The 11,947-nt window shown below is 42.9% G+C and carries 17 protein-coding genes; all 17 read left to right on the top strand.

All coding sequences use genetic code 11. From position 1 onward, the window contains the following. The first annotated feature begins 57 nt into the window (after positions 1-57). The 17 genes from rpsH (at position 58) to purU (ending at position 11,789) form a co-directional block, all read left to right on the top strand. Positions 58-456, top strand: a complete 399-nt coding sequence (gene rpsH, locus IM792_RS09875) for a 30S ribosomal protein S8 (protein ID WP_194101688.1) — start codon at positions 58-60, stop codon at positions 454-456. Between the two features lie 17 nt (positions 457-473). Further along, positions 474-1,031 carry a 50S ribosomal protein L6 gene (rplF, locus tag IM792_RS09870; RefSeq protein WP_194101687.1) on the top strand — a complete coding sequence of 186 codons (558 nt, stop codon included), beginning with the start codon at positions 474-476 and terminating at the stop codon, positions 1,029-1,031. Between the two features lie 5 nt (positions 1,032-1,036). Beyond that, on the top strand, positions 1,037-1,387 hold the full coding sequence (gene rplR / locus IM792_RS09865) for a 50S ribosomal protein L18 (protein WP_194101686.1): 351 nt from the start codon (positions 1,037-1,039) through the stop codon (positions 1,385-1,387). Between the two features lie 12 nt (positions 1,388-1,399). Continuing rightward, positions 1,400-1,918, top strand: a complete 519-nt coding sequence (gene rpsE, locus IM792_RS09860) for a 30S ribosomal protein S5 (protein ID WP_194101685.1) — start codon at positions 1,400-1,402, stop codon at positions 1,916-1,918. A gap of 5 nt (positions 1,919-1,923) precedes the next feature. Further along, the gene (rpmD, locus tag IM792_RS09855) at positions 1,924-2,103 is read left to right on the top strand and encodes a 50S ribosomal protein L30 (RefSeq protein WP_194101684.1); all 180 of its coding nucleotides are present in this window, start codon (positions 1,924-1,926) and stop codon (positions 2,101-2,103) included. Between the two features lie 4 nt (positions 2,104-2,107). Next, complete coding sequence (gene rplO / locus IM792_RS09850) at positions 2,108-2,554, top strand: 50S ribosomal protein L15 (RefSeq protein WP_194101683.1); 447 nt, start codon at positions 2,108-2,110, stop codon at positions 2,552-2,554. Between the two features lie 6 nt (positions 2,555-2,560). After that, positions 2,561-3,904, top strand: a complete 1,344-nt coding sequence (gene secY, locus IM792_RS09845; RefSeq protein ID WP_194101682.1) for a preprotein translocase subunit SecY — start codon at positions 2,561-2,563, stop codon at positions 3,902-3,904. Between the two features lie 6 nt (positions 3,905-3,910). Beyond that, the gene (gene map / locus IM792_RS09840) at positions 3,911-4,702 is read left to right on the top strand and encodes a type I methionyl aminopeptidase (RefSeq protein ID WP_194101681.1); all 792 of its coding nucleotides are present in this window, start codon (positions 3,911-3,913) and stop codon (positions 4,700-4,702) included. A gap of 63 nt (positions 4,703-4,765) precedes the next feature. Next, positions 4,766-4,984 (top strand): translation initiation factor IF-1, encoded by a 219-nt coding sequence (gene infA / locus IM792_RS09835; protein WP_074487406.1) that lies wholly within the window; start codon positions 4,766-4,768, stop codon positions 4,982-4,984. A 7-nt stretch (positions 4,985-4,991) separates the two neighbouring features. After that, the gene (gene ykgO / locus IM792_RS09830; protein ID WP_022833269.1) at positions 4,992-5,108 is read left to right on the top strand and encodes a type B 50S ribosomal protein L36; all 117 of its coding nucleotides are present in this window, start codon (positions 4,992-4,994) and stop codon (positions 5,106-5,108) included. Between the two features lie 75 nt (positions 5,109-5,183). Beyond that, entirely contained in the window at positions 5,184-5,561 is a 378-nt protein-coding gene (gene rpsM, locus IM792_RS09825) for a 30S ribosomal protein S13 (protein WP_194101680.1), read from the top strand. Positions 5,562-5,706: 145 nt separating this feature from the next. Further along, positions 5,707-6,096 (top strand): 30S ribosomal protein S11, encoded by a 390-nt coding sequence (rpsK, locus tag IM792_RS09820; protein ID WP_194101679.1) that lies wholly within the window; start codon positions 5,707-5,709, stop codon positions 6,094-6,096. A gap of 66 nt (positions 6,097-6,162) precedes the next feature. Continuing rightward, positions 6,163-6,771: a 30S ribosomal protein S4 gene (rpsD, locus tag IM792_RS09815; RefSeq protein WP_194101678.1), complete on the top strand. Its 609-nt coding sequence runs from the start codon at positions 6,163-6,165 to the stop codon at positions 6,769-6,771. Between the two features lie 116 nt (positions 6,772-6,887). Next, complete coding sequence (locus IM792_RS09810) at positions 6,888-7,880, top strand: DNA-directed RNA polymerase subunit alpha (protein WP_194101677.1); 993 nt, start codon at positions 6,888-6,890, stop codon at positions 7,878-7,880. 213 nt (positions 7,881-8,093) lie between these two features. Continuing rightward, positions 8,094-8,657, top strand: a complete 564-nt coding sequence (gene rplQ / locus IM792_RS09805) for a 50S ribosomal protein L17 (RefSeq protein WP_194101676.1) — start codon at positions 8,094-8,096, stop codon at positions 8,655-8,657. Positions 8,658-8,909: 252 nt separating this feature from the next. Further along, positions 8,910-10,820 carry a molecular chaperone DnaK gene (gene dnaK / locus IM792_RS09800; RefSeq protein ID WP_194101675.1) on the top strand — a complete coding sequence of 637 codons (1,911 nt, stop codon included), beginning with the start codon at positions 8,910-8,912 and terminating at the stop codon, positions 10,818-10,820. A gap of 138 nt (positions 10,821-10,958) precedes the next feature. Further along, the gene (gene purU, locus IM792_RS09795; protein WP_194101674.1) at positions 10,959-11,789 is read left to right on the top strand and encodes a formyltetrahydrofolate deformylase; all 831 of its coding nucleotides are present in this window, start codon (positions 10,959-10,961) and stop codon (positions 11,787-11,789) included. Positions 11,790-11,947: the final 158 nt, after the last annotated feature.

Below are 11,947 nucleotides of genomic sequence, written 5' to 3'. Positions count from 1 at the left end.
CGATGGAAGGTCGGCAGCCGCGGTGGCTGTAGGAAACCACCATCATAACAAACAAAAATGAATACAGATCCAATCGCAGATTATCTTACAAGAGTAAGGAATGCTATTAAAGCCAACCATAGGGTTGTTGAAATTCCTGCATCAAATCTGAAAAAGGAAATCACGAAAGTGCTTTTCGACAAAGGTTACATCGCTAATTACAAGTTTGAGGAAGTAGGTCCTCAAGGCACTATCAAAGTGGCTTTGAAATACCACCCGATAACTAAAATTTCTGCTATCCGCAGCATTCAGCGTATCAGTAAACCAGGTTTGAGAAAATACGCAGGTACTTCAAGTATGCCACGTGTATTAAATGGTTTAGGTATCGCTATCCTGTCAACATCAAAAGGTGTGATGACGGATAAGGAAGCCCGTCAGCACAATGTTGGTGGCGAAGTTTTATGCTACGTTTATTAATAGGAGGAAATTAAGCAATGTCAAGAGTAGGAAAAGCACCTATAGCAATAGCCTCAGGCGTAACTGTAACCGTATCGGCAGATAACGTTGTTACTGTAAAAGGCCCTAAAGGTGAATTGCAGCAGGCAGTTGATAAAGATATCACTGTTGAGCAGGAAGACGGACAGTTACTGGTTAAACGCCCGTCTGACCAAAAACGTCACAAAGCGTTACACGGTTTATACCGCGCGCTTTTAAATAACATGGTTGTTGGTGTAACCACTGGTTACAAAGTTGAGCAGGAATTAGTGGGTGTGGGTTACCGTGCCACCAACACAGGTAATACTTTAGATTTAGTTTTGGGTTATTCTCACCACTACATTTTTGAGTTACCACAAGAAATTAAGGTTACAACCACCGCTGAAAAGGGTAAAAACCCTACCATCATCCTTGAATCGATCGATAAACAATTGATCGGCCAGGTTGCGGCTAAAATACGTTCGTTACGTGCACCAGAGCCATACAAAGGTAAAGGTATCAAGTTTGTAGGCGAAGTATTACGCAGAAAAGCAGGTAAATCAGCATCTAAAAAATAATCGTCATGGCAGGTAAATTATCAAGAAGAGACAGAATAAAAAGAGGAATCAGAAAACGCATTTCAGGTTCTTCAGCGCGTCCGCGCTTGTCAGTGTACAGAAGCAATAAAGGTATTTACGCTCAGATCATTGACGATGTAACCGGTAAAACACTTGTATCAGCATCATCTTTATCAAAAGATTTTTCAGCTAACGGTACAAAATCAGATCAATCAGCCGCTGTAGGTAAATTAGTTGCCGAGAAAGCAGTTGCCGCTGGTATTAAAGATGTGGTGTTTGACAGGAATGGTTATTTGTACCACGGCCGTGTTAAATCACTGGCTGACGGTGCACGTGAAGGTGGTTTAAACTTTTAATACAAACGAGAGATGTCAACAATCAACATAAAAAGAGTAAAAACCAGCGAGATCGAATTAAAAGATCGCCTGGTAAGCATACAACGTGTGGCTAAAGTAACCAAAGGTGGCCGTACTTTCAGCTTCAGTGCCATTGTGGTAGTGGGCGATGAGAACGGTGTTGTAGGTTACGGCTTAGGTAAAGCAAAAGAGGTTACCGAAGCTATCGCTAAAGGCATTGATGATGCGAAAAAGAACCTGGTAAAAGTGCCTATCATTAACGGTACTGTACCTCACGAGCAAATAGGTAAATTCTCTGGCGGTTTTGTTTTCATAAAACCTGCTGCTAACGGTACCGGTGTTATTGCCGGTGGTGCGATGCGTGCGGTATTAGAAAGCGCTGGCGTACATAACGTATTGGCAAAATCAAAAGGTTCATCAAACCCGCACAACGTGGTTAAAGCAACCGTATCAGCATTAGCGCAACTGCGTGATGCTTATACCGTGGCTCAGCACCGTGGTGTTAATTTAGGCAAAGTATTTAACGGATAATCATCATGGCAAAAATCAAAATAACTCAGATTAAGAGCGTGATCGATAGAAGTGAGCGCCAAAAAAGGACCATTGAAGCATTGGGCTTAAAGAAAATTAACCATAGCGTTGAGGTTGAAGCTACTCCGGCTATTATCGGTATGGTTCGAAAAGTTAATCATTTGGTAGCAATAGAAAGCATTTAATATCATGAATTTAAGTAATCTTAAACCTGCTGCTGGTTCTACCAAAAGCAGAAAGAGAATAGGCAGGGGTACTGGTTCAGGCCGTGGTGGTACCTCAACTCGCGGGCACAAAGGTGCCGGCTCACGTTCAGGAACCAGCACTAAAATTGGTTTTGAAGGTGGCCAGATGCCATTACAGCGCCGTGTACCAAAGGTAGGTTTTAAAAACCCTAACCGTGTTGAGTACGTAAGCGTTAACCTTGATGCATTACAAGGTTTAGTTGATCAATATTCAATTGCAACAATTGATTTTGATACACTGAAAGAGCATGGTTTAGTTTCAAAAAATGACCTGGTTAAGATCCTTGGTCGTGGCGAACTTAAAGCCAAAGTAGAAGTTAAAGCGCATGCATTTTCTGCCTCTGCCCAAAAAGCTATTGAAGCAGCAGGCGGTACAATCGTTAAGTTGTAAATTTCAATGAAGAAATTATTCACCACACTTTCCAATATCTGGAAAATAGAAGATCTAAGAGTGCGTATTATAAACACGCTCTTATTTCTTTTGATATACCGTGTAGGTTCTTTTATCATCCTTCCGGGTGTTGACGCTGCTGCTATCAGCAACGAAACCGCTAAAGAAGGTTTGTTAGGCTTATTGAATATGTTTGCGGGAGGCTCGTTCTCCCGCTCTTCTATTTTTGCACTGGGTGTGATGCCGTACATTTCGGCCTCTATCGTGGTGCAATTGTTGGGTATAGCGGTACCGTATTTTGCCAAAATGCAAAAAGAAGGCGAAAGCGGCCGCAACAAGATCAACCAGTGGACCCGTTACCTGACCATCGCTATTACAGCGTTGCAGGCTATCGGTTACGTAAAATCGCAGATCAACCAGGAAGCAAAGCTTTTAGATGAGCCTTACTTCACGCTGATCAGCGTATTCGTATTAACCGCAGGTACCTTGTTTGTGATGTGGCTTGGTGAAAAAATTACCGATAAAGGTATTGGTAATGGTATATCATTGATCATCATGGTGGGTATTATCGCTCAATTGCCGGGTGCTTTTGGTACAGAGTTTAATTCTCGTACTACAGGTGCAGGTGGTTTGGTAACCTTCATTATCGAGATCGTTGCATTGATCCTGGTGGTGATGTTCACTATCCTGATCGTGCAGGGTACACGTAAAATTGCGGTACAGTACGCTAAACGTATTGTTGGTAATAAACAATATGGTGGCGTGCGCCAGTACATCCCGTTAAAGGTGAATGCTGCCGGTGTAATGCCTATCATCTTCGCTCAGGCGTTGATGTTCATACCTGCAACCATCCCGCAGTTTTTCCCGAGCACAGCAACTAATGGCGTTTTAATGTCATTAGCTAACTACAACTCATGGTCGCACAATATATTGTTCGCGGTACTGATCATCCTGTTCACTTACTTCTACACGGCTATCACGGTTAATCCTAACCAGATGGCTGATGATATGAAGAAGAACGGAGGCTTTGTACCGGGTGTTAAACCTGGTAAAACCACGGCCGATTATATTGATGATGTAATTTCAAAGATCACCCTTCCGGGTTCGGTATTCCTGGCTATTATAGCTATTATACCGGCGCTGGCAAGCAGTGTAGGTGTGAACAGCTTGTTCGCCCGTTTCTTTGGCGGTACATCGCTTATCATCTTAGTAGGTGTTGTGTTAGATACCCTGCAACAAGTAGAAAGCCATTTACTAATGCGCCATTACGATGGCCTGATGAAAACAGGACGTATAAAAGGCCGTTCGGCAGTACCTGCCGCACCGGGCACTGTACCTCCGGCTATTTAATTACTGATGCCTAAGATCCACTACAAATCTGCCGAGGAGATAGAGCTTATTCGCGCCAGTGCACAAATGGTTTCAAAAACCCTTGCCGAAGTGGCAAAGGTGATTGGGCCCGGTGTTACAACGCTTGAGCTTAACAACCTCGCTGAAACTTATATCAGAGATAACGGCGGTATCCCCGCCTTTCTTAACTTTCACGGTTTCCCTTATTCGCTTTGCATTTCACTGAACGATCAGGTTGTGCATGGCTTTCCGAGTAAGCATGTGTTGGTTGAGGGCGATCTGGTATCGGTTGATTGTGGTGTGATCCTGAATAAATACTATGGCGACTCGGCCTTTACCTTCGCTATAGGTGAGGTTGATGAAACCACTAAAACACTAATGCGTGTAACGCGTGAGTGTTTAGACAGAGGTATTGAAAAAGCCGTTACCGGTATGCGTATTGGTGATATTGCCTATGCTGTACAGGAGCATGCCGAAAACCACAAGTTTGGCGTAGTAAAGGAATTGGTAGGGCATGGTGTTGGCCTTGAGCTGCACGAAAAGCCTGAAGTGCCTAACTATGGTAAACGAGGCTCAGGCATCAAACTGGAAGAAGGTATGGTGATAGCTATTGAACCCATGATAAACGCCGGCCGTGCAGGTATCAAGTTTTGGGATGATGGCTGGACGGTATCAACAGTAGATGGTAAAGCATCAGCACATTACGAGCATACGGTGGCTGTAAAGAAGGGCAAAGCCGATGTACTTTCAACATTTTCATATATTGATAATGTTTTGAAAGAAAAAAATAATAATTAAAAAAAATTTATTAATTTTGCGTCCCGCTTTTAGGGCGGGTAATTAAGTAGAAATCAATAAAGTATGGCTAAACAATCGTCGATCGAGCAGGACGGCACAATAAAAGAAGCATTGTCAAACGCGATGTTCAGGGTTGAATTGGAGAACGGTCACGAGATTATAGCGCATATATCAGGCAAAATGCGTATGCACTACATCAAGATTCTTCCTGGCGACAGGGTGAAGCTGGAGATGAGCCCATACGATTTGACAAAAGGTAGGATCACTTACAGATATAAATAATAAAGCGATGAAGGTTAGAGCATCAATTAAAAAGCGTAGTGCTGATTGCAAAATCATCCGCCGCAACGGTAAACTTTACGTTATCAACAAAAAGAACCCTAAGTTCAAACAACGTCAAGGTTAATAAAAAAAGAAATTGGCAACAATTGCACATCGGTAGCCGCCGGTCGGTTGTTGTGTAAAAAGGAAAACTACAAATATGGCAAGGATTTCAGGTATTGATTTACCAAAAAACAAAAGAGGCGTTATCGGTCTTACCTACATTTATGGTATCGGCCGTTCAACCGCTCAGGATATCTTGGATCAAGCAGGTATCGACGTAAACATTAAAGTACAGGATTGGACTGACGATCAGTTAGCCGCTATCCGTGGTATCATCAATGACCAGGTTAAGGTTGAAGGTGCGCTTCGTTCAGAAGTACAACTTAACATCAAACGTTTAATGGATATTGGTTGTTACCGTGGTACCCGTCACCGTAAAGGTTTACCTCTGCGTGGTCAGCGTACTAAAAACAACTCACGTACCCGTAAAGGTAAACGTAAGACAGTTGCTAACAAGAAAAAAGCTACTAAGTAATAAACAGAATTAAGATGTTAGATGTGAGGGATGTGAGTTTCTCACACATGCACATCTAATGGATTAAAGAATAGGGTAGGAATTATTTGAAATGAGGCAGTGAGCTTCACATCTCAAAGTTCATATCTAAAAACTTAAAAATAAAATGGCTAAAGGCAAAAAAGTAACCAAAAAGCGTATTGTAGTTGTTGAGCCGGTTGGCGAGGCGCATATCAATGCAACTTTCAACAACATTATCATCACCCTTACCAACAAAAATGGTCAGGCTGTATCATGGTCATCAGCTGGTAAAATGGGTTTCAAAGGTTCAAAAAAGAACACTCCATACGCTGCGTCACAAGCTGCTGCCGATTGCGGTAAAGTTGCTTACGACTTAGGTTTACGTAAGGTAGAAGTATTTGTAAAAGGCCCGGGTTCTGGTCGTGAATCAGCTATCCGTACCCTGCAAACTACAGGTATCGAAGTAACCACAATAAAAGATATTACCCCGCTTCCGCACAACGGTTGTCGTCCTTCAAAAAGAAGAAGAGTTTAATTAACACAATTTTTAAAGCTAAGATTCAGCAGCTTCAGGCTGCATGATACTTTAAAACAACACACAATGGCAAGGTACACAGGACCAAAATCCAAAATTGCACGCCGTTTCCGTGAGCCGATCTTCGGTCCGGATAAAGCGTTAGAAAGAAAGAACTATCCTCCAGGCATGCACGGTGCCTCAAAAAGAAGAGGAAAACAATCTGAGTATTCAACTCAGTTGCAAGAGAAACAAAAGGTAAAATACACTTACGGTGTATTAGAGCGTCAGTTCGAAAACCTTTTCCACCGCGCTTCAGCTAAAGATGGTATCACTGGTGAAAACCTGTTGAAATTCCTGGAAGCACGTTTAGATAACGCTGTATACCGTTTAGGTATCGCGCCTACACGTTCAGCTGCACGCCAGTTAGTAGGCCACAAACACATTACTGTTAACGGTGAAGTTGTGAACATCGCTTCATACTCATTAAAAGCAGGTGATATTGTTGCCGTACGTGAAAAATCAAAATCTCTTGAGGCGATCAGCAATTCAGTTGCCGGTCGCAAGATCAATAAATATAGCTGGTTAGAGTGGGATGCTAACGAATTAGTTGGTAAGTTCCTTAACTATCCAAACCGCGATGAAATTCCTGAGAACATCAAAGAGAATTTGATCGTCGAGTTATACTCTAAATAAGATATAGGATTTGAGATATATAGTATGAGATATGGGTTTTTAATTAATTACTCATATCTCATACTGTATATCTCACGTCTGTTTAAATACAATTAGAAACTAAAAAAAGGATATAAATGGCAATTTTAGCATTTCAGAAACCGGACAAGGTTATCATGCAAAAATCGACTGATTTTGAAGGTACGTTCGAATTCCGTCCCTTAGAACCAGGTTTCGGTGTAACCATAGGTAATGCTCTGCGTCGTATATTACTTTCATCGTTAGAAGGTTTTGCTATCACTTCTGTTCGTTTTTCAGGAGTTACGCATGAATTTTCAACCATAAAAGGAGTTGTTGAAGATGTAACCGAGATCATCCTTAACCTGAAACAAGTAAGGTTCAAGAAAACCGGCGAATCTGGCGACAGCGAAAAAATATTTGTGATCATAAACGGTCAGGATAGCTTTAAGGCTGGCGATATCACTAAATTCTCAAACAACTTTACCGTACTTAATCCTGACCTGGTTTTAGCCAATATGGATTCATCAGTAACACTTGAAGTGGAACTGACCGTAGGTAAAGGCCGTGGTTACATACCAAGCGAAGAGAACAAAAACCCGGATGCTAACGTAGGTGTTATCGCTATCGATTCAATCTACACTCCGATAAAAAACGTTAAGTACACTATTGAGAACTACCGTGTTGAGCAAAAAACCGACTACGAGAAACTGGTTCTTGACATTGCTACTGACGGTTCTATACACCCGGAAGACGCGCTTAAAGAAGCTGCTAAGATATTAATCCAACACTTCATGCTATTCTCTGACGAGAACATGATGCTGGAGGCTCAGGCTAAAGAAGAAACCAAAGAGGTTGACGAGGAAATTCTGCACATGCGCAAGATCCTTAAAACCGAGCTGGTTGATCTTGACCTGTCAGTACGTGCCTTGAACTGCTTAAAAGCTGCTGACATCCGCAGCCTGGCTGATCTGGTATCATACGATGTGGCTGATATGCTTAAGTTCCGTAACTTCGGTAAAAAATCATTAACTGAAATTCAGGACCTGGTTAAATCAAAAGGTCTTTCTTTCGGCATGAACCTGGCTAAATACAAGCTGGACGAAGAATAAAATTCAGATAAGAGATGTTAGATATGAGATGTGAGATTTTTCTCGGTTTTTATATCTAACATTTTAATAATTAACAACGGGCTGTTGGATTGTAGCGGCGAGTTTATCTCAAATCTCACATCTAATATCTCAAATCAAACAATAGGCATAATTCCGAGGGCTTGACGATAACACGCCGCCCAACGGTATGCACGTGCCACAACAAACAACAAAATGAGACACGGTAAAAAAGTTAATCACTTAGGCCGCACCGACAGTCATCGCAAAGCGATGATGAGCAACATGGCCTCGTCGCTTATCCTGCATAAGCGCATCACAACTACATTGGCTAAAGCAAAAGCACTGCGTATTTACGTTGAGCCTTTGATCACCAAATCAAAAAGCGATACTACGCACTCACGTCGTACAGTTTTCGCTTACCTTAAAAGCAAAGACGCGGTTACTGAATTGTTCCGTGATGTAGCTTCAAAAGTAGCTGACCGTCCGGGTGGTTACACTCGTATCATCAAAATGGAAAACCGTTTAGGTGATAACGCTGAGGTAGCAATTATCGAGCTGGTTGATTACAACACAGTTTACGGTGCTGCTGCTGCTCCTGCCGCTAAAAAATCAACACGTCGTCGTGGTGGTTCAGGCAAAGCAAAAACTGCCGCTGTAGCTGAAGAAGCTGTAGTAGTTGAAGAAACTCCAAAAGCTGAAGTTACTGTTGAGGAAACTCCGGCCACTGAAGCACCTGCAACTCCTGAGAAAGAAGAAAACGCTGAAAAAGGCGAATAATTCATAACAGAATTTAAAAGGTAAAAACGCCCGGCTGATTTTTCAGTCGGGCGTTTTTGGTTTGTATAAAATGTCGTTTCATAGTGGCATCAATTCTGCCATCCTGTCACCAATTTGTCTTCTTTTGCTGACGAAATATATCCATCAAATACTACTGAACTGACGCTTTACTGCCATTTGCCATTTGGCACACGCATTGATAAATAGCTGTGGGTAATTAATATTAACAAACAGAAATAACAATCATACAATATGTCTAAAATTATCGGAATCGACTTAGGGACAACAAACTCATGCGTGGCTGTAATGGAGGGTAACGAGCCTGTGGTTATTGCCAACAGCGAGGGTAAGCGCACTACGCCATCGGTAGTTGCTTTTGTTGACAACGGCGAACGTAAAGTGGGTGACCCGGCAAAGCGCCAGGCGATCACCAATCCCCGCAAAACAATCTATTCTATAAAGCGCTTTATGGGTAACCAATTTGCTGAAGTAAGCAAAGAGAAAGAGCGCGTTCCATATAACGTGGTTAGCGAAGGTAACACCCCGCGTGTTGCTATTGACGACCGCAACTATACTCCGCAGGAAATTTCGGCCATGATACTTCAAAAAATGAAGAAAACCGCCGAAGATTTCTTAGGTACTGAAGTGAGCGAAGCGGTTATTACCGTACCTGCTTACTTTAACGATGCACAACGCCAGGCTACTAAAGAGGCCGGTGAAATTGCAGGCTTAAAAGTACGCCGTATCATTAACGAGCCTACTGCTGCTGCCCTTGCTTACGGTTTGGACAAAGCACACAAGGATATGAAGATCGTGGTATTTGACTGCGGTGGCGGTACGCATGACGTATCAGTACTTGAATTGGGTGACGGTGTATTCGAAGTAAAATCAACCGATGGTGATACTCACCTTGGTGGTGATGACTTTGACCAGGCTATTATTGACTGGTTGGCCGACGAATTCAAGAGCGACGAAGGCATTGACCTGCGTAAAGACCCTATGGCCTTACAACGCTTAAAAGAAGCTGCTGAGAAAGCTAAAATTGAGCTTTCAAGCACTACTCAAACCGAGATCAACCTGCCATACATTACCGCTGTTGACGGTATGCCTAAGCACCTGGTTAAAACATTAAGCCGTGCTAAATTTGAGCAATTGGTTGATAGCCTGGTAAAACGTACTATTGAGCCTTGCCGTACAGCATTAAAAAATGCCGGTTACAGCACATCAGATATCGACGAGATCATCCTGGTAGGTGGTTCAACCCGTATCCCTGCTATTCAGGAAGCGGTACAATCATTCTTTGGCAAAGCCCCTTCAAAAGGTGTAAATCCTGATGAGGTGGTAGCTATCGGCGCTGCTATTCAAGGTGGTGTATTAACCGGTGAGGTTAAGGATGTATTACTGCTTGACGTTACTCCGCTTTCATTGGGTATTGAAACCATGGGGGGTGTAATGACCAAACTGATCGAAGCTAATACTACTATCCCAAGCAAAAAATCAGAAACCTTCTCAACTGCGTCTGATAGCCAGCCATCGGTAGAGATACACATTTTGCAAGGTGAGCGCCCAATGGCCGCGCAAAACCGCACTATCGGCCGTTTCCACCTGGATGGTATTCCACCAGCACCTCGTGGCGTGCCTCAAATTGAAGTAACTTTTGATATTGACGCTAACGGTATATTACACGTATCGGCAAAAGATAAAGCTACCGGTAAAGAGCAAAAGATTCGTATCGAGGCTTCATCAGGCTTAACTGATGATGAGATCAAAAAGATGAAAGCGGAAGCTGAAGCTAATGCCGAATCAGATAAATTGGCTAAGGAAGAAGTTGAAAAACTGAACAGTGCCGATGCTTTGATCTTCTCGACCGAGAAACAGCTGAAAGAGTATGGCGATAAGATACCTGCTGATAAAAAAGCACCTATCGAAGAAGGCCTTACTAAACTGAAAGCCGCGCATGCTTCTAAAAACCTGGCCGACATTGAGGTTGCCCAAACAGAATTGAGCAACGCATGGAACGCCGCTTCAGAAGATATGTACAAAGCTACAGCCGAAGCCGGTCAGCAACCGGGTGCTGATGCTGGTGCTGCCGGTGCACAAGCCGACAACTCAGACACAGTAACTGATGTTGACTACGAAGAGGTAAAAGACGATAAAAAGTAATAATTCTTGATAATTTGAAAGGCCTTGTAACTATATATTGCAGGGCCTTTCGTTTTTTAGGGCGATATTTTATTTTAGGCAGACGCTAAACGGCGAATAGCTTTTATTAATGCTTGAAATATATACCTTTACCTCACTATGATTATTGTTATACAATGCCGCGACCGCGTGGGGTTGGTGGCTTCTATATCGGCCCTGATGGCCAAGCATCAATACAACATCATATCGTTAGGTGAGTATGTTGATGTTGCCGAAAACCTGTTTTTTATGCGCTTGGAGATAGATGGTAATACAAGCGATACCGAAGCACTGGAGCAGGAGCTATATGCCATTTTACCACCAGAGGCACTGGTCAAGATCAATCCGCAGCCCGAAAAAAAGATAGTGGTATTGGTTACCAAAGAGTACCATTGCCTGGCCGATATTTTGGTGCGTAATTACTTTGGCACATTAGGAGCTAAAGTACAATGCGTTATAGGTAATCACGATGTTTTAGCCGATGTATGCCGCAGGTTTGATATACCCTTTCATCACGTAAGCTACGAGAGCCAAACCAAGCAACAGGCCGAGCAGCAGATAACCGATTTGGTTCAGCAGAATGATCCTGATTACGTGGTACTGGCCAAATTCATGCGCATACTTTCGCCCGGGTTCAACAGTTTGTTACCGATGCGTATCATCAATATACACCACTCGTTTCTACCGGCATTTGTGGGTGCTAATCCCTACAAAAAGGCATTTGAGCGAGGCGTTAAACTGATAGGAGCCACAGCCCACTTTGTATCCAACGAACTGGATGAAGGCCCAATTATCGCTCAGCAGATCATCCCCGTTAACCACGGCTACACCGCCGCCGACATGGTAACCGCAGGTAAAGAAGTAGAAACATCGGTTTTAGCCAAAGCATTGAAACTGGTGTTTGATGATAGGGTGTTTGTGTATAATAATAAAACGGTGGTGATAGAGTAACCCCTCCTAAATCCTCCCCAGGGGGGAGGACTTTAATATAATTACGTTTTTCAAAAAAGAGCGTCGGCCTGGCAGAAAACCGGGCCAGGGAGTATGGCCTTGCGGGCGGAAGGTTTTTTCTGCCTTGATGTTTGGTTACTTTGCATCTAAGGTAAAGT

Source organism: Mucilaginibacter sp. JRF (assembly GCF_015223065.1).
Classification (GTDB): Bacteria; Bacteroidota; Bacteroidia; order Sphingobacteriales; family Sphingobacteriaceae; genus Mucilaginibacter.
The sequence above is the reverse complement of the archived record's forward strand: the minus strand, read 5'-3'. Positions and strand labels throughout refer to the sequence as shown.

Excerpts from the sequence above, each read along its gene's own strand:
- map (WP_194101681.1), top strand. The coding sequence starts at position 3,911 with ATGCCTAAGATCCACTACAAATCTGCCGAGGAGATAGAGCTTATTCGC.
- rplR (WP_194101686.1), top strand. The coding sequence starts at position 1,037 with ATGGCAGGTAAATTATCAAGAAGAGACAGAATAAAAAGAGGAATCAGA.
- dnaK (WP_194101675.1), top strand. The coding sequence starts at position 8,910 with ATGTCTAAAATTATCGGAATCGACTTAGGGACAACAAACTCATGCGTG.
- rplF (WP_194101687.1), top strand. The coding sequence starts at position 474 with ATGTCAAGAGTAGGAAAAGCACCTATAGCAATAGCCTCAGGCGTAACT.
- rplO (WP_194101683.1), top strand. The coding sequence starts at position 2,108 with ATGAATTTAAGTAATCTTAAACCTGCTGCTGGTTCTACCAAAAGCAGA.
- rpsM (WP_194101680.1), top strand. The coding sequence starts at position 5,184 with ATGGCAAGGATTTCAGGTATTGATTTACCAAAAAACAAAAGAGGCGTT.
- IM792_RS09810 (WP_194101677.1), top strand. The coding sequence starts at position 6,888 with ATGGCAATTTTAGCATTTCAGAAACCGGACAAGGTTATCATGCAAAAA.
- rpsH (WP_194101688.1), top strand. The coding sequence starts at position 58 with ATGAATACAGATCCAATCGCAGATTATCTTACAAGAGTAAGGAATGCT.
- purU (WP_194101674.1), top strand. The coding sequence starts at position 10,959 with ATGATTATTGTTATACAATGCCGCGACCGCGTGGGGTTGGTGGCTTCT.
- secY (WP_194101682.1), top strand. The coding sequence starts at position 2,561 with ATGAAGAAATTATTCACCACACTTTCCAATATCTGGAAAATAGAAGAT.
- ykgO (WP_022833269.1), top strand. The coding sequence starts at position 4,992 with ATGAAGGTTAGAGCATCAATTAAAAAGCGTAGTGCTGATTGCAAAATC.
- rplQ (WP_194101676.1), top strand. The coding sequence starts at position 8,094 with ATGAGACACGGTAAAAAAGTTAATCACTTAGGCCGCACCGACAGTCAT.
- rpmD (WP_194101684.1), top strand. The coding sequence starts at position 1,924 with ATGGCAAAAATCAAAATAACTCAGATTAAGAGCGTGATCGATAGAAGT.
- infA (WP_074487406.1), top strand. The coding sequence starts at position 4,766 with ATGGCTAAACAATCGTCGATCGAGCAGGACGGCACAATAAAAGAAGCA.
- rpsE (WP_194101685.1), top strand. The coding sequence starts at position 1,400 with ATGTCAACAATCAACATAAAAAGAGTAAAAACCAGCGAGATCGAATTA.
- rpsK (WP_194101679.1), top strand. The coding sequence starts at position 5,707 with ATGGCTAAAGGCAAAAAAGTAACCAAAAAGCGTATTGTAGTTGTTGAG.
- rpsD (WP_194101678.1), top strand. The coding sequence starts at position 6,163 with ATGGCAAGGTACACAGGACCAAAATCCAAAATTGCACGCCGTTTCCGT.